The sequence below is a fragment of the Clostridioides sp. ES-S-0049-02 genome (assembly GCF_020658465.1).
GTDB lineage: Bacteria > Bacillota > Clostridia > Peptostreptococcales > Peptostreptococcaceae > Clostridioides.
The window spans coordinates 257952-280200 of record NZ_JACVWG010000002.1; the positions used below are offsets into that span (position 1 = coordinate 257952).

Sequence of the window (22249 nt, forward strand, 5' to 3'; positions counted from 1 at the left end):
TCGAATTTCATAAAGTATTGTAAAAAGACATATGAGAGGATGGGTATGTGTGAAGCTATTTAAAATAAACATTAAAAAATACAGAGCACCTATATATAAATATGCTTTAGTAAATGTAAATTTGAGGTCTGCGAAATCTACAAGTTCAAGTATTATAACTGTAATACCTCAAGGTTCTAAATTAGAGGTTCTAGATGAAGAAGATGATTGGATTAAAGTAATCTACAATTTTCAAGAAGGGTATGTATACAGAGATTTAATATCAGTAAGTGAATATGCTTGGAGTAATTTAAATTTAAGAGAAGGTAAGTCTACAACCTCTACTATAATTACAGTAATTCCTGAAAAGTCTAGAGTCGAAGTTCTACAGGTAGAAGGGGACTGGAGTAAAGTTATATATGATGATAAAACAGGTTATGTTTTTAATTATTTCTTGTCAAGTGATGGAAATAAACCTAATGAATTAGATTATAAGTATTTTTACACTGATATGACTAAATTTGTTAATGAAAATAATATTAAAAGTACTAGTGACTATCTAATTACCACAGACCTTAAAAATAAATACACTTATATTTTTAAGAAAGATAATGGTGGTTGGGGGCAATTATATAAATGGGAATGTACTATAGGTAAACCTGAAACTCCAACTATAACAGGTATTTTTTATATAAGTGGGAGAAAACCTTCTTTTGGAACAGATGAGTATTCAGTTAAGTACGCTACTAGAATTAAAGGTGGGTATTATTATCATTCTGTGTTATATAATTCAACAGGAAGTTATATAATAGATGCTAGGCTCGGTGAAGCTCTTAGCCATGGATGTATAAGACTAAGTACAGAAAATGCTAAGTGGATATATGACAATATACCCGACACAACAACAGTTATAATTCATTAAAAATACTATTTATTAATTTTAAAGAGTTTGAAATTAAATTAAAAATATGGATTTAGATAATAAGAGAGTGTCTATAATCAAATAAAAATATTTTGAGACACTCCCTTATAAATATACATAATTAATTTATAAGTGTGATTATATTAAGAGATTTTCTTAAATAATTCTATAATTTTATCCTTATCAAAGAAAACAGGATTGGCTCCAGCACAAGCATCTTTCATAGAATTTTCAGCAAGCAACTCAAAATTAGGATTATCAACACCAACATCTTTTAAAGATTTTGGAATTCCTACTTCTTCTGAAAGAGCTTTTATTTTATTTATTACAAAATCAACACATTCCTTATCTGATTTGTCATGTATATTCATTCCAATAATCTCAGCTATTGGACGGAATTTAGAAGGTGCAGATTTAGCATTTTCTTCTTCAACTATTGGTAGCAACATAGCATTACATACTCCATGAGGTAAATCATATAAACCTCCTAATTGATGAGCCATAGCATGTACATTTCCAAGACCTGCATTGCTAAAAGCAATTCCATTTAGAAAACAAGCATAACACATTTGTTCTCTAGCATCTATATCATTACCATCTTTAACAGCTCTAGGAAGATATTCAAATATCTGCTTTATAGAATATAGCGCAGTTGAATCTGTAACATCATAAGCACCATTAGCCACTACAGCTTCTATAGCATGAGTCAGTGCATCCATACCAGTAGCTGCTGTCAAATTAGCTGGCTTACTAATCATTAATTCTGGGTCATTAACTGTCATTGTAGCTAGTGCATTTGTATCAACCATTATCATTTTTACGTGCCTATCTTCATCCGTTATGACATAATTTATTGTAACTTCAGCTGATGTACCAGCAGTAGTAGTTATAGCAACTATAGGAAGACATTTTTTAGAAGTTTTATTTACACCTTCATAATCTCTAATGTCACCACCATTGGTAGCCAATATGGAAATAGCTTTACCACAATCTTGTGGAGAACCACCACCTATAGTTATAACGAAGTCGCAATTTTCTGATTTTAATATTTCAAGTCCATTATTGACATTAGTCACAGTTGGATTTGGTTTAACTTCATCATAAATAGCAAAGTTCACACCTATTTGAGACAACATATCTGTTACTTTTTTTACAGTACCATTTGAAGTTAGAAATTTATCGCTAACGATAAATGCTTTTTTAGTGCCTAAGGATTTAATTGAGTCTTTAGATTCAATAAGACACCCTTTTCCAAGTAAGTTTATTGGTGGTACATAATAGATACTCATAGTTAAAATCTCCTTTTTTGAATTAATTTTTATGTATAATATACATACCTACAATAGTCTTATACTAATTCACATATTAGATATTGGTTTTTGAGGTTAAAATATATATTGTGAGTTTTTATATAAGAACTAAGTTCGTAATTACGATTATGATTAGAATTTAACATAGTATTTTTATCATGTCAATAAAAATATTAAAAATAAAAAAGAGCATAAAAAAACAAAGTTGCTGTAATTAAGTCAGCAACTTTGTTTTTATCAATCTAATTTATTATAATATCTTCATTACGTTCTTCCATCATAGATTGAATATTTTTTTGTGCATTTAGAAGTAATTTTTTTATCAGTTCTATTTTTTCTTCACTAGACCTAAAAAGTGGAAGTGTTACGCTAACAGCGGCCCTTATACATCCGTTTTTTCTTATTGGTACAGCAAGGCATTTTAGGTATTCCATTGATTCTTCACATTCTGAAGCTATTTGAGTTTCACGAACTTCAAGAAGCTGGTCATATAAAATATCAAAGTCAGTAATTGATTTTTTTGTAAATCCTTTTAATCCGTCTGGATATAAATTTATTAGTTTTTCCTTATCAAAATCACATAAAAGTGCTTTACCAAGACCTGTACAATTAGCAGGTATCTTTTTACCAACATAAGAAATAAGTCTAATTGGCTCTGGAGAGTCAACTTTTCCAATATAAAGAACTTCGTTATTGTCGAGTATACCAAGTTGACAAGTTTCAGAACAAGAATTAACTATATTAGTCATTTCATCAATTATGTAGTTAAAAATAGTTCTTTTTTCAAAAAACGAAGACCCCAATGTGTAAGAACGTATACCTATGGAATATTTAGACGTATTTTTATCAATAGTAATGTATTTTCTAGCATTAAGTGTATGAACTATAGGAAAGATACTACTTTTTGGAGCATTGATAGCATCTGCTATTTCTGTAAGAGTATATCCATTCTCAGATTCAGCTAATGCTTCTAAAATATCTAATATCCTAGCTGTTGGGCGATGATTATCTGAAGTCATAAATTTCCCCCTATCTTTGTTAATTTAAAGTGTTAGAATATGTTGATTTTAGCATACTGTGTGATAATTTACAATGTAGAAATAAAATATATGACAGCATGTGCAAATAAGCTTTAATTATAAATATTTATAGATGATTTTTTTGATGAAAATTCATACTAAAAACTTGAAATAATTTCCAAAATATACCTGAGAAAGTGAACTGTATTTAGCTATATAATTTAAGATAAGACAATAATAATCGTATTTCATATAAAAATATCGAAATATTGTGAATTTAGATTATATAAATTGGGATATATAGATGTGAAATGAGAAAAATTACTTTTTATATTTTGCATATAATGAAGATAATTGCTAACTATTGCTATATTATCAGATAATTTGAAAAAATTTTGACAAAAATTTATTTTTTTTATTGACTCATAATTGGGAAAATGCTATCATTAATTCAAAGATTCGTAAATAAAAACTTAGTTCTTAAATACGAACCGAAACGGCCGTTAAAATTAAAGCTAAAAAATTTAATACAAGTAATTAAATATCATGTTTTAGGAGGAGTAACTTTATGATAATGGATTTTATTAAAAAAATTCCTGCAGGTATGATGATAGTTCCAATGTTTATAGCAGCTTTCATTAATACATTTTGCCCAGATATTGTACAAATAGGTTCATTTACAACAGCAGTATTCTCAAGTGTTGGCTCTGCAACTATAATAGGGGTTCAACTAGTATGTCTTGGAACTCAGCTTCAATTTAAAGAAATGCCAAAAGTATTAAAAAGAGGAGGAATACTTCTTGGTTCTAAATTTGCTATAGGTGCTTTAATAGGCATACTTATAGGAAAATTATTTGGAATGGATGGAGTATTAGGTCTTACAACTTTGGCAGTTATAAGTGCAGTTACAAATAGTAATGGTAGTATATATCTTTCATTAATGACTTCATATGGAGATGAAACAGATTGTGCAACTATGAGTTTACTTACTTTGAATGATGGTCCATTTTTTACATTGATAGCTCTTGGGACTTCAGGACTTGCAAATGTTCCATTAATGTCATTATTAGCTGCAATCGTACCAATACTTGTTGGTATGATAATAGGTAATTTTGACAAAAAGATGAAAGAATTTTTAGAACCAGGATGTAATTTATTAGTACCATTTGTAGGTTTTGCACTTGGAAGTAGCATAAATCTTGCAAGTATATTAAAAGGAGGACTATCTGGAGTATTACTTGGATTAATATCTGTGTTTGTAGGAGGTATATTTATAGTATTCTGTGATAGATTTATAGGTAAACGTCCAGGGTATGCAGGATGGGCTGTAGCTACAACTGCAGGGAATGCAATTGCTGTTCCTGCTGCTGTTGCATTAGTTGACCCAACATGGCAACCATATGTTGCAACAGCTACAACTCAAGTAGCAGCTGCAGTAGTTGTTACTGCAATATTAGTTCCTCTTATAACTAGCTGGTGGGCGAAGAAATATGGATGTCCTAAATTCCCAAAACAAAAAGATGATGGGACAATAGTAGCCTGATGAATACAGATATATAATTACTAAGATGATTTTGTATATTAATAAAATTATATTATTTATAAAGGAGAATAAAGATAATGATAAATGCAGTGATAATTGATGAAAAAGATAATGTTGCAGTGGCTATTGAGGCAATATCTAAGAATAGTGAAATTAATTTTAAATTAAAAGATAAAACGATAAAGACAATAACAGCTTTAGATGATATAACTATTTATCATAAATTGGCTATAAAGGATATGTCTGAGGGAGATAAAGTTACTAAATATGGAGAACACATAGGAGAAGCTAATCAAGAAATAAAAATTGGTCAACATGTACATACTCACAATGTTAAAAGTGTTAGAGAAGATTTAGATAAACAAATTGTATCGAACATATAAAGTAACATTTATAATTCAATAAAAGTCATATTTAGTATTAAATGATTAAACAAGTAGGATTATAGTTATCTAATTAGCAATAAGAATAAAATTTATAGTACAAGAAAATCAAATAAAGTATGATAAATAGACTATTTTAGGAGGAAATCAATATGAAATTTTATGGATATAAAAGACCAGATGGAAGAGTTGGCATAAGAAATCACATATTAATATTACCTACAAGTGTGTGTGCATCAGATACAACGAGAATTATAGCCTCACAAGTTCAAGGAGCTGTTACTTTTAATAATCAAAATGGATGTTCTCAAGTAAGTTCAGACCAACAATTAACTATGGATGTTATGGCTGGATATGCAGCAAATCCTAATGTATATGGTGTGATAGTTGTGTCTTTAGGTTGTGAAAATTGTCAAAATGACTTGGTAGTTGATGCAATAAAAGAGAGAACAAATAAACCAATAAAGACTCTTGTAATACAAGAGGAGCATGGAACTTTAAAAACTATAGAAAAAGCTGTTCGTTATGCTAGAGAAATGGCACAAGAAGCTTCTATACTTAGAAAAGAAGAATTCCCAATATCTGAACTTATATTAGGGACTGAATGTGGGGGGTCTGACCCAACAAGTGGGCTAGCTGCTAATCCGCTAATAGGAGAATTAAGTGATAGACTTGTTGATTTAGGGTCTACTTCAATTTTAAGTGAAACTACTGAATTTATAGGAGCAGAACATATATTAGCTAGAAGAGCAGTAAATGAAGAAGTAAAAGAAAAAATACTACATATAGTACATAGATATGAAAATTCATTAAAATTAGTTGGAGAAGAAGTTAGAGAAGGAAATCCATCTCCTGGAAATATAGCTGGTGGACTTACAAGTTTGGAAGAAAAATCACTAGGCTGTATACACAAAGGTGGGCACAGAGTAATAAGTGAAGTATATGATTATGCAAAGCAAATTGATAAGAAGGGTCTTGTAATAATGGATACACCAGGAAATGATGCCTCATCTGTTGCGGGTATGGTTGCAGGAGGAGCTCAAGTAGTAGTATTTAGTACAGGGAGAGGGACTCCATCAGGAAATCCAATAGCTCCAGTAATAAAAATAACTGGAAATAAAATAACTTTTGCAAATATGGAAGATAATATGGATTTTGATGCTAGTCCAGTTATATATGGACCACAGACAATGGAAGAATTGACAGATGATTTATTAAATCTAGTTGTAGATGTAGCAAATGGTAAGCAATCAAAAGCAGAATCACTTGGATATACTGAAATGGCAATAGCTAGAGTATGTAATTATGTATAAAATATAAGACTTAAAAAAGTATGCACTTAGAATTTTACTAAAGGGTGATAGTATGAAGTTTGTTAGTTTTAGTAGTATAGAAGATACATCTAAAAAGGTAGGAATTCTCTCAAAGGATGAATTGTTTGTTATTGATGTCAATTCCATAAGTCTTAGCAAATTTTTTATAGATGTAAATGATTTAATTCAAGGTATATCTCAGGATGATATTATTAAGTTAAAAAATATTATAAGTGAAGAATCATTTAATGACTATAATGTTTTTAAAAAAGAGGAGTGCACTATACATGTTCCTATAGAAAAGCCAATACACGATATTTTATGTGTAGGAGTAAACTATAAAGAACATCTTGAAGAAACTCAAACTCATTTTGATAGTAGCTTTGAAGAACCTGAGAAAACAGTCTATTTTACAAAACGTGTGACAAAGGCGATAGGTCCAGAAGATGAGATAGATGCTCACTTTGATATAAATAATCAGTTGGATTATGAGGTTGAACTTGGAGTAGTAATAGGTAAAACAGGTGTTAATATAGAAAAAGAAGATGTAGAAGATTATATCTTTGGTTACACTGTGATAAATGATATTTCTGCTAGAAAGTTGCAAAAAGAACATGTTCAATGGTTTAGGGGAAAGGGATTAGATACATTTACATCTTTAGGGCCATGTATCTTACATAAAAGTGCAGTTTCTTTTCCAGTAAAACTTAATGTATATAGTAGAGTAAATGATGAAGAAAGACAAAATTCTAATACAGAGTTATTCATATCAGATATCTCAGATATAATTTCAGAACTTTCAAAAGGGATGACTTTAGAGGCAGGGGATATTATAGCAACTGGAACACCCTCTGGAGTAGGGATGGGCTTTTCTCCTCCTCTATATATGAATAGTGGAGATGTAATTGAATGTGAGATTGAAAGTATTGGAATATTGAAAAATTATGTTAAGTAAATGTTTTATTATATATAATCTTAAAACATAGGCTATAAGCATATTAAATGAACATATCAAAATAAATTTTAGGAGTTTAAATTATGAAAGCAGAATTTTTGACACCAGTTGTTACAATATTTGATGAAGACGGAAATTTAGATAGAGAAGGAAACAAAAAAGTATATGATTACCTTATAGATGGGGGAGTAGATGGTCTAGTTATAATGGGAAGTACTGGAGAGTTCTTTAATATGTCTATGGATATGCAAAAAGAACTTATAGATTTAGTGGTTAATCATGTCGATAAGAGGGTTAAAGTGTTTATAGGTACAAGTCGTATGTGTGCAGATGAGTCTATAGAACTTTCAAATTATGCACATAATAGTGGAGCAGATGGAGTTATGATAATAAGTCCTTATTATTTCTCGCTTGATGATGATAGTATTGAACTTTTTTATAGTAAGATAGCTGAGAACACAGATGCTGAAATATACCTATATAATTATCCAGATAGAACTGGTTATGATTTAAGTCCAGAACTTACATTAAAGCTTGCAAGAAAGCATGAAAACATAGTTGGATATAAAGATACAGTAACTTTAATGGGACATACTAGAGATTTAATAAATACTATGAAAACAGAGTTCCCAAACTTTAAGATATACAGTGGATATGATGAAAATTTTATACACAACTTAATGTCTGGAGGAGCAGGATGTATAGGAGGATTATCAAATCTAATTCCAGAAGTATGTTCTAAATGGGCTGAAGCTTATAATAATAAGGATATGGATAAAGTTATCGAAATTCAAAAATATATTAATAAAGCAATGGATTTTTATTTAATAACAAATCCATTTATACCAGCAATGAAGAAAGCTATGAATATTAGAGGATTAGAAATAAGTGACTACGTAACTGCTCCATTTATAAAACCAGATGAAAATCAAGTATGTAAAATTAAAACTTTGATGGATGAATTAAATATAAACTAAGAAGATAAAGAGGGTTTTAGATTGATTTTTATAGTCATTTTAAGCCCTCTTTTTGAGTGGATATATTAAATCAACCTTGCAAAGTAATTAACAATAAACTACAATTATCTTAATGAAAAATTAAATGTAAATAATACTAGGGTACTATTTTAGTTTAATAGGGAAAGTGATGTAAATTCACTACAGCCCCCGCTACTGTATACGGATACAAAATCAAATCCACTGAGATTCATAATAATTTTGGGAAGGTTGATGGAGGACAGGCCGTGAGTCAGGAGACCTGCCCAGTATTACATAAATACAATTTAGGGTGGAGATTGTAGTTTATAATAAAATGAGATATCAATTCATTTTTTATAAAATTGATATAGAAGCTTCTCCTTTCTAATTTAGGAGAGGTTTTTTATTTTGCTAAAAAGCTATATTTATAAAATTAATTTTAGTAAAATATTTTTTTAAAATATGTGTAGCCACTCATAAAAAATAAAATAATGGAGTGAAAGTGATGAAATTCAAGTCAAATGTTTTAAAGCAGTTTTTTTTAGTTGTAATGGTAATTTTTTTGGCAGGAGGTATTGTAGGTTGTAGCAAAAAAGACAAAACTAATGAACAAGTTAGTAATGGGAAAAAATTAGAATTAAAATATGCAAGTGGATTTAGTGTTGAGAATTTAGAAGATGGAATTAAAAAGGTTGTTGATGGAGATAATAGAGAACTAATTTTGATTCCTAAAAAGATAAAAATACCTGAAAAATACAAGAATACAAATATAGTTAGAACACCTGTGGATAATGTATTGATAGCATCTACAACACAAGCTTGTTCTTTAAGGACAATAGGTGAGTTAGATAGTATAAAAGCAGTAACAACAGAAGAACAATATTGGACTATCAAAGAAATTAAAAATTTAATGAAGGATGGGAAGATACATTATGTTGGTTCAAATTTAGCACCAGATTATGAAAAAATAGTAGACTTAAATCCTGACTTGACTATAGTGAGTAGTGGTTTATCAGAAGCGGATACAAAATTTATAGATAAATTAGAAGAATTGGGACTTAACTATGTTGTAGATAATGAATATAAGGAACAAAATCCATTTGGAAGAATGGAGTGGACAAGCTTGATAGCTGCATTTTATGATAAAGAGGATACAGCTACTAGTGAATTAGATAAAACAGTACAAAAAATAGAAGAGGTTAGTAAAAAAATAAAAAACAAAAGTAAACCTAAAGTTGTATGGGCATCTGTATATGAAGGTAATGCTTATATAGCACCTAAAAATTCATATGTAGATAATATGATAAACATGGCAGGTGGAATAAATGCTTGTGCTTCAATCGATTCAAATGAAGGGCGAGTAAGCATTGAGCAATTACATGAAGTGGCAAAAGATGCAGATATATTTGTATATTCATCAAGTTCAGATTATGCACCAAACTTAGAGTCTATAAAATCTAGTGCACCAGTGTTATCTGATTTAGATGTTGTCAAAAGTGGAAATTTATGGGTGTTTGCTCCGGATTATTATCAATCAGTGGATAAGACAGATGAATTAATAGTGGATTTAGTTGAAATATTTCACCCAGGTACTACAGGTGAAAAGATTAAGCATTATATAAATTATGATAAATAATAAATAAGATTAAATTAACAAGAAAACTTTATAAATTTGAGTTAATCTAGTTTTATTAAGAGGAGTATATAGATGGACTTTACCAATAAAAACAGAATTAAAAAGACTACTATATTTATAACCTTAATTGTAGGTATAATACTTACTTTTTTGATATGTGTAGCATTTGGTTCTGTAAAAATCGAATTTAAAGAAATAATAGATGTTGTATTAAGAGGAATGGATAGTACAGAACACTATAAAATAATTTATAATATAAGGATTCCTAGAGTCCTTGCAACTATGGTGGGAGGTGCATGTTTAGCAGTATCTGGTATTTTACTACAGATATTTTTTAAAAACCCAATAGTTGAACCATATATATTAGGGGTGTCTTCAGGAGCGACTTTATCAGTAGCACTTATGATTTTAGGAGGATATACATTAGGATTTGAAAGTATAAATTCAATGAGTATATTTATAGCAGCATTTGTAGGAGCTTTAATTGTAATGTCTATAGTTATTCTATTTGCCAGCAAAGTAAAAAATATAACAACACTTTTGGTGATAGGAATTATGACTGGCTATGTATGTAGTGGAATTACAAATATATTACAATCATTTGCAAATAATGAAAAATTGAAGGAATTTACTATGTGGTCTATGGGTAGTTTTTCTGGATTTACATGGGAAAAAGTAGAAATACTTATGATAGTTGGGATATTAGGTCTTTTGATGACTATATTCATAATAAAACCTTTAAATGCTTTTTTACTAGGAGAAGAATATGCAAAGAGTATTGGTGTAAATATAAAATTTTTTAGATTTTTGGTAGTATTTATATCTAGTATACTAGCGGCAATAGTATCAGCATTTGCAGGTCCTATAGGATTTATTGGTCTTGCAGTACCACAAATCTCAAAATTGATATTTAAAACATCAGACAATAGAGTATTGATACCAGTAGTAATTCTTTTAGGAAGTATAGTTACAGCTCTTTGTGATTTAGTATCCAGAGTAATTTTGTCACCAATAGAATTACCAATAAGTGCAATAACTTCATTATTAGGTGCTCCAATTGTAATAATGTTATTGATGAAAAGGAAGGATAGGGCTTAGACATGTTGAAAACTAACAATTTAAGTGTTGGATATGATAAAAAAGTGGTTGTAAGTGATATAAACATAGAGGTGAAAAAAGGAGAAATATTATGTCTTTTGGGAAGCAATGGAGCTGGGAAAACTACTATATTAAGGTCTCTATCTAAACTTATAACACCGATAAAAGGTGGAATATATTTAAACGATATGGATATAAGGCATATATCCAGAAAGACATTGTCTAAAATGATGGCTTTAGTACTTACAAATAGATTATTAGGAGATTTAATGACTGTACAAGATGTAGTTAATATGGGGAGATATCCTTATACAGGATTTTTTGGAAATCTCTCTAAAAAAGATTTAATGATGGTGGATGATTCATTAAAATCTGTAAATGCCCTTCATTTAAAAAAAAGATATTTTGATGAACTTAGTGATGGTGAAAAACAAAAAGTCTTGGTTGCAAGAGCATTAGTTCAAGAGCCAGAAATAATCATATTAGATGAACCTACAACCCATTTAGATATAAAGCATAGATTGGAACTTATGAATATACTAAAAAAACTAAGTAAGGAAAAATCAATATCAGTAATACTTTCATTACATGAAATAGATATAGCACTAAAAAGTTGTGATAAGGTTGCTCTTGTAAAAAATAACAAAGTTATAGCTTATGGTCAGCCAGAAGATATGGTAGACGAAAATATGATAAATTCACTCTATGAATTAGAGGATAAAAATTTTAATAGTTTATTAGGTGCAGTAGAAATTAGCAATAAATCAAAAAATGAAGTTTTTATAATTGGTGGAGGTGGTAAAGCAACACCAATCTACAGAGCTTTTACTAAAAGAGGCATAGGTATATATTCTGGCATAATACATGAAAATGATATTGATTATGAAATTGGTAGGACTATGGGCATAAAGTTGTTTACAGAAAAGCCATTTGAGTCAATAAGTGATGAAAGTTTCGATTTGGCTATTAGAAATTTAAATAATTCTAAGATTATAATAGACACAGGATTTAGCGTAGGAGAAACTAATAAAAGAAATATAGATATTATAAAAGAGGCTTTAAAAATAAATAAAAAAGTTTATTCATTTAGAAATAAAAGTGAGAGTAATAAGTATTATAAGAGTCTGAGTAATAATATAGAATATGTAGATAAAGTTTTTAAAATGGTGGATAGTATTGATATAAATAATTTACTGTAAATTGTAATTTATGGCATATTTAGAAATGATAAAATATATAAAAGAGTATCATAAGGAGATTTTTAAAGTGCATTTTTTAAATCTCTAGATACTCTTTTTTAGAAAATATTTATTTAGTAATACATTTTTTTATTGTGTATTTTCAATTACACACTTCAATAAAAAAATAATACTTTACAGATAACCAACAGCTTCTTCTCTAGTTAAAAAAAAGTGAATTCCTGTAGTTGATTCTTTCCATCTATTTTCATGAAAATTTTCAGCTACCACCATTTCTCCTACTCTATATATAAAATTTTCATCAGCATATGCACGAGCAGTTTTAAAAGATTCTTTGCCATCTATACTTGTAATCGACAGTACTTTTGCTTTATCACATCTACAAGCATTTGATGTAGCAGATACTCTTTTTGCGTCACTTGGTATTAATAATTGTACCATTCTAAAATTAAAACATTTTTTATAGCCTATAAACGCTCCTGTTTCAGGACAGTATAATTTAAAAAAACGAGTACTTTCATCTGATATTACTCCATCCAATGTAGCATATTCTAAATTAGAATTTTCTAGATTAGTACCTCTAATATCTGAGTTAGATAAATTACAAAATCTAAAATTTGCACCACTTAAGTCTGTATTTTTTAATATAGAATTTTTTAATGAACAATCTGAAAAATAAGAATTCTTAAAGCTAGAGTTTTCTAAATCTGCATTTTCTAAATTTAAATTGATAAGGTCAGACCAGGAAAAGTCAATATTACTTAAATAATATCCTCTTAAATCCATATTTTCTAATCTTACTTCTTTTAAATCAGCTCTTTCTCCATCGTTATTATTTTTAAGCCACAAATAATGTTTCTCAAGTGTTTTTTCTAATTCTTGTTTAGAAATAGTTTTCATTAAAATCACCTTCACAAATTTATTTTTATATATTTAGTAGCAAAATAGTCATATATTTAATTATATAACAATGAATAAAAAACTTCTAAATAATATATAAAATATTAAATATATTATTGAAGATTTATTATCTCTAGTAACATATAAACACTGGGTAAACATTTTTATGGTTTTATTTAAAGAATAAAATAATATCAGTAATACAATAATAAAAGTTTAGATATAAAAAAATTTGTGTATATACTATATGTAGTATATAATAGATAAAGCACTAACTATATGTAGTGCTTTTGTTTTTGAAAAATACTTATTATGCCCTATAATTATAGGTTGTTTTTGGAATTTACGCTGATAAATATTAAAAGAAATAATAAGTAAATTAAATGAAATTATAGCACAAGATTATGTTAAAAGGACGGTAAATAATGAATTGGATAGAGCTTAACAATCAAGTGATAATTAAAAATGAACAAGGGAAATATCAACTGGAAAAGGATAAGGAAGCCCTAAGTAGTTACATAGAAGAATTTATAAATCCAAAGTTAAAGAAATTTAATAATCTAGAAGAAAGATTGAAGTATCTAATGGATGAAGGTTATTATTTAGAAGAAGTAATACATAAATATAGCATGGATTTTATTAAAAAGATATACAAACTTATTGAGGAACATAAATTTAAGTTTCAATCATATATGAGTGCAAATAAATTTTATCAAAATTATGCATTAAAAAGTAATGATGGAAAAGAGATATTAGAAACATATAATGAAAAAGTATTAATTGTAGCTTTAACATTAGGAAATGGTGATGAGAGTCTAGCTTTAAACTTGGCAGACAAAATAGTAAAACAAGAATTTCAACCAGCTACACCTACATTTTTAAATGCTGGAAGAAAGAGAGCAGGAGAAATGGTATCATGTTTTTTACTATCTGTAGAAGATAGCACAGAAGGTATTTCATATGCTATATCTTCATCAAATCATTTATCAAAAATAGGTGGAGGAGTTGCGTTAAACTTATCTAAGCTTAGAGCATCAGGTGAATCTATTAAAGATATAGAAGGTGCAGCTGGAGGTGTTGTTGGAGTAGCTAAAATGTTGGAACAATCATTCAGCTATTTTAATCAGATGGGAGCTAGACAAGGTTCTGGTGCAGTTTATCTCACAGTATTTCATCCTGATTTTGAATTATTGATGGATACTAAAAAGATAAATGCTGATGAAAAAATAAGACTTGCTACATTATCGCTGGGAGCTATTATACCTGATAAATTTATGGAGTTAGCAGAAAAAAATGAAGTAGCTTATGCATTTTATCCTCATACTGTGTATAAAAAGTATGGAGTTTACCTTGATGAGATAGAAATGAGTGAGTGGTATGATAGATTAGTTAATGATGAAGATATAAGAAAAAAAGAAATAAATCCTAGACAAATGTTGACTAAAATAGCACAAATGCAACAAGAAAGTGGATATCCATATGTAGTGTATATAGATACAGCCAATAGGGAACATACATTGAAAGAGGTTGGTATGGTAAAAATGTCTAACTTGTGTTGTGAAATCTTCCAGTATCAAACATCTTCAGAAATAGAAGGCTATGGTGGAGAAAATAAATGGGGTCAAGATATAAGTTGTAATCTTGGTTCTTTAAATATAGCAAATGTTATGGACAATAAAACTATAGAAAGCACAGTTGAGACATCAATAAGAGCATTGACATTTGTAGCGGACAAAACAAACATAAAGCCAGTACCAACTGTAAATAATAGTAATAGCAAATCTCATTCTATAGGATTGGGAGCTATGAATTTGCATGGATACTTAGTAAGAGAAAATATTTTATATACTTCAGAGGATGCTGTAGAGTTTTCTGATGTATTTTTTGCAATGATTAGATATTATTCAATTAAAGCATCTATGAAAATAGCTATAGAAAAAAATCAAACTTTTGAAGGGTTTGAAAAATCAGAATATGCTAAGGGAAGAAAAAGCAAGGTATTATCAAAATACTATGAACAATCTTATCTACCTAAGCTAGAAAAGGTAAAAGCATTATTTGAAGGTATTTATATACCAACAAAAGAAGATTGGACAAAATTATTGGATGAGGTCAAAGAAAAAGGTATATATAATGCATATTTAATGGCAGTAGCCCCAACTCAAAGCATTAGTTATGTCCAAAATGCAACATCAAGTATAATGCCAATTACTGAGCCAGTAGAAGTAAGAACATATGGAGATTCAACTACAATATATCCAATGCCATTTTTAACTAATGAAAATATGTTGTATTATCAATCAGCATATAGAATGGATATGAGGAAAGTTATAGATTTAGTATCAACAGTTCAACAACATGTTGACCAAGGAATATCAACAACATTGTTTGTTACAGATGAAAAGACAACTAGAGATATAGCTAGACATTACATATATGCATATAAAAAAGGTCTTAAAAGTTTATATTACACAAGAACAAAGATGACAAGAGATACTCATGAGTGTCTAGTATGTTCAGTATAGGGAGAGAAATATATGACATTTAAATTACATAAAACACATGATGCAGTTAATTGGAATAAAGAAGAAGATGGATTCACACAGGCTTTTTGGGAACAAAATGTAAAACAATTTTGGCTTCCTGAAGAAATATCTGTCTCTAAAGATATTAAGGTATGGAATGAATTAGATGATAATGAAAAAGACTTATATAAAAAAGTGTTAGGTGGACTGACATTATTGGATACAAAGCAAGGGAATAATGGAATTCCATCAATGATGGGTTTAACAGATAATCTTCAAAGAAAAGCAGTTTTATCTTTTATGGGTACTATGGAAGAAATACATGCAAAAAGTTATTCTTCCATATTTATGACTTTGCTTTCTAACTCCGAGATAGATGATTTATTTGAATGGATAGAAACAGAGCCAACATTACAACGAAAGGCTGATTTAGTTCTAGCTCAATATGAAAATACTACAAACCAAAAGAATTTATATTTATCAATGGTTACAAGTGTGTTTTTGGAGAGTTTCTTGTTTTATTCAGGATTCTTTTATCCATTGTATCTGTCTGGTCAAGGAAAAATGGTGGCTAGTGGAGAAATAATATCACTTATTCTTAGAGATGAATCTTTACATGGTAAATACATAGGGCTTCTTGCACAAGAGATATACAATTCATTTAATAATACTGATAAGAAAAAATTAGAAGATAAGATGTATTCTATACTTGCTAGTCTTATGGAAAATGAGATAGAGTATACAAATGTAATATATAAAGATAGTGGACTTGAAGAAGAGGTTGTAGATTTTTTGAAATACAATGCAAATAGAGCTTTAGAAAATTTAGGATTTGAAAGACTCTATAATGTAAATGCTATCAATCCAATTGTGTTAAATGGACTTAGTACTGAAACTAAAACACATGATTTCTTTTCAACTAAAGGTAATGGATATCAAAAAGGGGTCTATGAAGAGTTAGAAGATGAAGATTTTAGAATATAATTTATTTTATAAAATGTGACACGCTGATGTCACCTTTAGCATGATAATATCAATGTATAAAATGTATATACGGAGGTATTTTTTATGAAATATGAATGGAGAAAAAAAGATAAAGAGTTATATTTACCTAAGAAGAATCCTGTGATAGTTGAAGTACCAGAGCAGAAATTTATCATGTTAAAAGGGAGTGGAGACCCAAATACTAAAGAATTTACTGAAGCAATAGGAGTACTTTACTCTTTGGCATATGCAATAAAAACCATGCCCAAAAAGGGAATTGTACCAGAAGGGTATTTTGATTATACTGTTTTTCCTTTAGAAGGTATATGGGATAAGGGAGAAAAAAGTAAATGCTCAGATATACTTATTAAAGAAGATTTGATTTATACTATAATGATACGTCAGCCAGATTTTGTTACACAAGACCTGTTAAATAAAGCTATTGATATATTAAAAAAGAAGAAACCACATAATCTTCTTGAAAAAGTTAGATTTGGGTCTATTAATGAAGGTCTATGTGTTCAAATGCTTCATATAGGCTCATATGATGATGAACCAGAAAGCTTTGACATTATGAGAGAATTTTGTAAAAAAAATAAGCTTCTAAGAAAATCTTATATACATCGTGAAATTTATATAAGTGATGCTAGAAAAGTATCTCCTGAGTCATTGAAAACTGTTTTGCGTTTTGAAGTAGAAAGGGAAATGTAAGCATTATATTATGATATTAGATTGCTTTATTTTTATACTATAATAAAGCAATGAGGTGATTATATGAAAAGTAATAGATTATTTGAAATTATTTATATCCTGTTAGATAAGAAAAGAGTAACTGCAAAGGAGTTAGCTGAACACTTTGAAGTATCTAGGCGAACTATTTGTAGAGATATTGAAATATTGTCATCTTCTGGTATTCCAATTTATACTGATAAAGGTAGAAATGGTGGTATAGGTATTTTAGATAATTTTACTTTTGATAAATCTATTTTATCTGAGCAAGAGCAGAAAGAAATTCTAGCATCATTAGAGGGTTTAAATATGCTTAAATATCCAGATATGAATTCTACATTAGCAAAACTTAGAGCCTTGTTTTGTAAATCAGATTTAAATTGGATAACTGTTGATTTTTCTCATTGGTGTAGTAATAATGTAGAAAAAGATAAATTTATAAAGATAAAATCAGCTATATTAGATTGTAATATTATAACTTTTGAGTATATAAGTACTTATGGAAAGATAACTAAACGTTGTGTAGAGCCACTTATGCTTTGGTTTAAAGAAAAGTCATGGTATATTAAAGCTTATTGTCGTCAAAAAAATGATTATAGAATTTTTAAGGTCGTAAGGATGAAGAATATCTGTATTTGTGAGCAGACATTTATACGAAGCATACCAATTGAAGTGGGAGAGATAAAAGAAGATAAGAATAAAAATATTATTTTAAAATTGAAAATTTCTAAAGATATAGCATATAGAGTTTATGATGAATTTGATATTGATAATATATTATACGATAACGATGGAAATTTTATTGTAAATGTACAGTATCCTCAAAATGATTGGATTTATGGATATGTGCTCTCTTTTGGAAATCACATTGAAGTATTAGAACCCATAGATGTTAGAGATAAGATTTTACAGATTGTTGATGATATTAAAATAAAATATTTATAATTATTGTAAAAAGTGAAGTATTAATTAGACTTCACTTTTTTAGTTTACTGGTAAAACCCAGTTTGATTTTTGTATAATATGTATATTTTTACATGTGTAACATTGACATCAAATTATCGAAACTAATTATATATTTGTCATTATAAGTAGATTAATAGTAAAATGTATATCTTATTGTTAAAATAAATTGAATGTATTATTTTAATATTGTAAGTAAAAAAGTGAAAAATTGTAAATAAACATTATTTTTTAAAGAAAAAATTAATATATTGACAAAAATAAAGTACTCATTTAAACTAATAGTTGAGAATAATATTCAATATTAAATAATAGGAGGAGCTATGAATAAATATCTTCTAATAAATCCAGTAGCAGAAAAAATGTATGAGGAAAAGTTTAATACTATTAAAGAAACTTTGATAAAAAAAGGGTACATAATGGTTGAATGTGAGGCACAATTAGAATATGTAAAGAATCAGTACAAAGAATATGCAAAAAAGACTGAAAACACGATATTAGATTGTAGATGTCCAGAAAGCATAAATCTTTTAAAAAGAAATAATTTGATAGATGGTTTTGAAGTTCCTATGATAGAACCAATATTAGTAAGGACTTGTAGAGTTTTATACGAAAAATATATTAAGAGTAAAGAGGATATGTTAATAGTAACCTGTCCATGTACACAATTAAGAGATTTTGCTAGTGAAAAATTTAAGGATAAAGATAATGCTCTATTTTATACATGGAAGGAATTTGCTGAAAAAGAAGGTATAAAATCACTTGGAAAAATAGATGAATCTCCAATTCCATTAGGGTATTTTAAGGATTCTTTTGAAAAAGTTCTTGAAGTGTCAAGCGAAGATGAAATATTAAGTAAAATACAAGAAATTAAAAATGGCTCTGAGGATAAGTATGATATAGTAGAAATGTTTTATTGTAAAGATGGATGTAATAATGGAGATGGTTTGTAAATGGGCAATAAAATTAATGATAAACTTTTAAGGTTAATAAAAAGTGTTTTGATATTTTTTATAATTCTTGTATTGTGGAAAATTACAAATTATCTTGGTATTTGGAGTGAATATATATTACCACCACCTGAAAAAGTGTATAGTACATTTTTAAATATGATAAATGATGGTTCAATATTTGTTAATGTATATGCAAGTATGAAAAGAGTTTTGATAGGGTTTGTAATAAGTACAATTATAGGTGTTCCTTTAGGTATATTCTTTGGAATTTATGGTAAAGTTTATGAGTACTTTAAATCATTAATAAATTTTTTGAGAAATACACCACCACTTGCTTTAATACCAATGCTTATATTGTGGTTTGGTATAGGTGAAGAATCAAAAATAATAATTATAATTTTGGCATCTTTTTTCCCAATCTTTACAAGTACATTAAAGGGGATTAGAAATTGTGATTCAAAGTTAATTGAAGTAGGTAGAGTATTTGAATTGTCAAAGCTTCAGATAATATTTAGAATAATTATTCCTAATGCAATTCTCGATATTGCTATTGGTCTAAAGTTAGCACTTGGATATAGTTTTAGAGCAATTATAGGAGCTGAGCTTGTAGCTGCTTCATCTGGTCTTGGATACTTAATATCTGATGGAAAAGAAATGTCTAGGACAGATGTTGTTATTGTAGGAATAATTGTAATTGGACTTCTAGGAATAATTACAGACTATATATTTTCAATTATTGTAAAAAAGGTAAGTAAGGGAAAGATGGTGGAAGCATATGAGTAATACAGTATGTAATTCTGGGTATATAATCAGAAATCTATCTAAAAGTTATAAAGTTGATAATGAAGAACATGTAGTGCTTAGTGATATTTCTTTAGATATAGACAGAAGTCATATAACTGTAATTTTAGGTGAAAGTGGATGTGGGAAGACTACTTTACTTAGGGCAATTGCATCACTTGAAGATATAAATAGTGGTGATATTAGGTTTGTAAAAGATAATAAAGAGTATAAACCTAATGTTGGTTTTGTATTTCAAGAAAGTAGATTGATGCCTTGGCTAAATGTGAGCGAAAACATAGCTTTTCACAATCAACAAAAAAGTAATCTTTTAAATAAAATATTCAATAAATTAAATCACTCAAAAAGTACCATTAATAAAGATAGGCATGATAATAATATTTATTTAAATGAGAAGAACAAAGTAAGTGAATCAAATAAGCAAGACAGTATTGATATAGAAAAATATCTTAAAATGATGAACTTACAGAAGTTTAAAAATTCTTATCCAAATGAGCTTTCAGGAGGTATGGCACAGAGAGTAAGTATAGCTAGAGCACTTTCTTTTAATCCAGATATGTTGTTTATGGACGAGCCTTTTTCAGCACTAGATTATTTTACAAGGATTGATATGCAAAATGAAGTTGTAAGAATACATAAGTCAACCAATAAAGGTGTAATATTTGTAACTCATGATATTGATGAAGCATTAAAGATAGGCAAGAAAATAGTTGTTTTTACAAATGAAAGAAAAATAGAAGAATTTAATATAGAGGATGATTATAATAGAGATTTAACTTCAAATTACTATATTAAATTAAAAAAAGATATTTTAATGACAATGAAATCAAATAAAGGCATTTAAAGAAATTAATAATATTTTAAGGAGTAAAAATATGAAATTAAAAAAACTATTGATAGGTATAACAATATTGACACTTGCGACAGCATCTTTAGCTGGATGTGCAAAAAAGAATGATAGTGAAAATCTTTCAGAAATAAATTTAACTTATGTAAAATCACCACTAAATGTACCTTCTATAATTCAAAAACAGGATGATTTATTTGGGAAAGAATTTAAAAAGGATAATATAAAAGTTAATTTTCATGAAATTACTACAGGACCAGAGCAAACACAGGCTTTAGCTGCTGGAGAAATAGACTTTTTACACGCATTAGGTGGTACATCAGCTTTGATAGCTGCATCTAATGGAGTGGAATTAAAGATACTAAACACTTATAGTAGGTCACCAAAAGGATTTATGATTTTAACAAATAATGATTCAATAAAATCAGCAGCAGATTTAGAAGGTAAGAAAGTAGCAGGACCAAAAGGGACTATATTACATCAAGTATTAATTGCAGCACTTGATAAAGAAGGATTAAGTATGGATGGTGTAGAGTTTGTTAACATGGGTATTCCAGAAGCATCAGCAGCTCTTTCTGATGGTAGTGTTGATGCTGCATTGATTGCTGGACCAGCAGCTCTTAAAGCCATGAAGTCTGGAAGTAAACTTGTAGCAAATGGTGAAGGTTTAGTAGATGGCATAATAGTAACTGCTGTTAGTACGGATTTTGCTGAAAAACATCCAGAGGTAGTTGAAAGATTTATGAAAGTTGAAAAAGAAACTTTAGAATATGTAGATAATAACTTTGATGAAGCTATGGAAAAGGTAGCAAAAGAAGTTGATTTAAGCGTTGAAGAAACTAAAGAATTATATGCTTGGTATGATTTTAGTTTAGATATAACAGACAAAGATATATCTTCTCTTGAGGAGACACAAGACTTCTTAATAAAAAATGGATTACAAGAGAAAAAAGTAAACATAAAAGAATTAATATATAATGCTAAGTAGTAGTGATAATAGTGTTAAAAGTTTAAGTTACCTTATTTAAGGTAACTTTTTCTATTCTATTGATAAAAATATATGCTAATGGTATGTTTATATAGCGAAGAGATATGTTTTAATTTTAAATTATTAGAGTGTTTTTAAATATATAATATATTTATTTACAGATAGAAGAAGATATTTTTATAGTATTTTATATAAGGTATTTTATAATACAATTATATTAATAAA

20 protein-coding genes and 1 riboswitch are annotated in these 22249 nt (G+C 28.4%); of the genes, 17 read left to right on the top strand and 3 right to left on the bottom strand.

Going from position 1 to position 22249, the window contains the following annotated elements:
- Positions 1-31 precede the first annotated feature (31 nt).
- Positions 32-901 carry a L,D-transpeptidase family protein gene (locus IC213_RS07405; RefSeq protein ID WP_227862937.1) on the top strand — a complete coding sequence of 290 codons (870 nt, stop codon included), beginning with the start codon at positions 32-34 and terminating at the stop codon, positions 899-901.
- A 143-nt stretch (positions 902-1044) separates the two neighbouring features.
- Here the strand turns inward: IC213_RS07405 and IC213_RS07410 are convergent, their stop codons facing one another.
- Positions 1045-2190: an iron-containing alcohol dehydrogenase gene (locus IC213_RS07410; protein ID WP_227835652.1), complete on the bottom strand. Its 1146-nt coding sequence runs from the start codon at positions 2188-2190 to the stop codon at positions 1045-1047.
- A gap of 263 nt (positions 2191-2453) precedes the next feature.
- Positions 2454-3230 (bottom strand): IclR family transcriptional regulator, encoded by a 777-nt coding sequence (locus tag IC213_RS07415; protein ID WP_227433920.1) that lies wholly within the window; start codon positions 3228-3230, stop codon positions 2454-2456.
- 568 nt (positions 3231-3798) lie between these two features.
- Between IC213_RS07415 and IC213_RS07420 the strand changes: the two genes are divergently transcribed.
- The 8 genes from IC213_RS07420 to IC213_RS07455 all read left to right on the top strand — a co-directional run bounded on the left by IC213_RS07420 (position 3799) and on the right by IC213_RS07455 (position 12334).
- On the top strand, positions 3799-4773 hold the full coding sequence (locus IC213_RS07420) for a 2-keto-3-deoxygluconate permease (RefSeq protein ID WP_227482003.1): 975 nt from the start codon (positions 3799-3801) through the stop codon (positions 4771-4773).
- Positions 4774-4850: 77 nt separating this feature from the next.
- Positions 4851-5156, top strand: coding sequence for a UxaA family hydrolase (locus IC213_RS07425; RefSeq protein ID WP_227851203.1), 306 nt, complete (start codon positions 4851-4853; stop codon positions 5154-5156).
- Positions 5157-5308: 152 nt separating this feature from the next.
- A complete protein-coding gene (locus IC213_RS07430) occupies positions 5309-6469 on the top strand; it encodes a UxaA family hydrolase (RefSeq protein WP_227433923.1) in 1161 nt (386 codons plus the stop codon).
- A 52-nt stretch (positions 6470-6521) separates the two neighbouring features.
- Entirely contained in the window at positions 6522-7424 is a 903-nt protein-coding gene (locus IC213_RS07435) for a fumarylacetoacetate hydrolase family protein (RefSeq protein WP_227433924.1), read from the top strand.
- An 83-nt stretch (positions 7425-7507) separates the two neighbouring features.
- On the top strand, positions 7508-8401 hold the full coding sequence (locus IC213_RS07440) for a dihydrodipicolinate synthase family protein (RefSeq protein ID WP_227830910.1): 894 nt from the start codon (positions 7508-7510) through the stop codon (positions 8399-8401).
- Positions 8402-8523: 122 nt separating this feature from the next.
- A riboswitch (cobalamin riboswitch) is annotated at positions 8524-8704 on the top strand.
- A 202-nt stretch (positions 8705-8906) separates the two neighbouring features.
- Positions 8907-10037, top strand: coding sequence for an ABC transporter substrate-binding protein (locus IC213_RS07445; RefSeq protein ID WP_227862938.1), 1131 nt, complete (start codon positions 8907-8909; stop codon positions 10035-10037).
- A gap of 72 nt (positions 10038-10109) precedes the next feature.
- On the top strand, positions 10110-11135 hold the full coding sequence (locus IC213_RS07450) for a FecCD family ABC transporter permease (RefSeq protein WP_227433927.1): 1026 nt from the start codon (positions 10110-10112) through the stop codon (positions 11133-11135).
- A 2-nt stretch (positions 11136-11137) separates the two neighbouring features.
- A complete protein-coding gene (locus IC213_RS07455) occupies positions 11138-12334 on the top strand; it encodes an ABC transporter ATP-binding protein (RefSeq protein ID WP_227862939.1) in 1197 nt (398 codons plus the stop codon).
- Positions 12335-12508: 174 nt separating this feature from the next.
- On the opposite strand, the gene IC213_RS07460 is transcribed toward IC213_RS07455, so the two are convergent.
- Entirely contained in the window at positions 12509-13234 is a 726-nt protein-coding gene (locus IC213_RS07460) for a pentapeptide repeat-containing protein (RefSeq protein ID WP_227824368.1), read from the bottom strand.
- Between the two features lie 425 nt (positions 13235-13659).
- Between IC213_RS07460 and nrdE the strand changes: the two genes are divergently transcribed.
- From nrdE to IC213_RS07500, 8 genes are all read left to right on the top strand, one after another.
- Positions 13660-15759: a class 1b ribonucleoside-diphosphate reductase subunit alpha gene (gene nrdE, locus IC213_RS07465; protein ID WP_227830908.1), complete on the top strand. Its 2100-nt coding sequence runs from the start codon at positions 13660-13662 to the stop codon at positions 15757-15759.
- A gap of 12 nt (positions 15760-15771) precedes the next feature.
- Positions 15772-16743 (top strand): class 1b ribonucleoside-diphosphate reductase subunit beta, encoded by a 972-nt coding sequence (nrdF, locus tag IC213_RS07470; RefSeq protein WP_227862940.1) that lies wholly within the window; start codon positions 15772-15774, stop codon positions 16741-16743.
- A gap of 84 nt (positions 16744-16827) precedes the next feature.
- Positions 16828-17454 (top strand): GyrI-like domain-containing protein, encoded by a 627-nt coding sequence (locus tag IC213_RS07475; protein WP_227862941.1) that lies wholly within the window; start codon positions 16828-16830, stop codon positions 17452-17454.
- Between the two features lie 63 nt (positions 17455-17517).
- Entirely contained in the window at positions 17518-18417 is a 900-nt protein-coding gene (locus IC213_RS07480) for a helix-turn-helix transcriptional regulator (protein WP_227862942.1), read from the top strand.
- 341 nt (positions 18418-18758) lie between these two features.
- Positions 18759-19388: a hypothetical protein gene (locus IC213_RS07485; RefSeq protein WP_227482012.1), complete on the top strand. Its 630-nt coding sequence runs from the start codon at positions 18759-18761 to the stop codon at positions 19386-19388.
- Positions 19389-20171, top strand: coding sequence for an ABC transporter permease (locus tag IC213_RS07490; protein ID WP_227482013.1), 783 nt, complete (start codon positions 19389-19391; stop codon positions 20169-20171). It abuts the gene before it with no gap.
- The gene (locus IC213_RS07495) at positions 20164-21033 is read left to right on the top strand and encodes an ABC transporter ATP-binding protein (protein WP_227482014.1); all 870 of its coding nucleotides are present in this window, start codon (positions 20164-20166) and stop codon (positions 21031-21033) included. Before IC213_RS07490 ends, IC213_RS07495 begins: the two co-directional genes overlap by 8 nt.
- Before the next feature lie 31 nt (positions 21034-21064).
- Positions 21065-22024, top strand: a complete 960-nt coding sequence (locus tag IC213_RS07500; RefSeq protein ID WP_227862943.1) for an NrtA/SsuA/CpmA family ABC transporter substrate-binding protein — start codon at positions 21065-21067, stop codon at positions 22022-22024.
- Positions 22025-22249 lie beyond the last annotated feature (225 nt).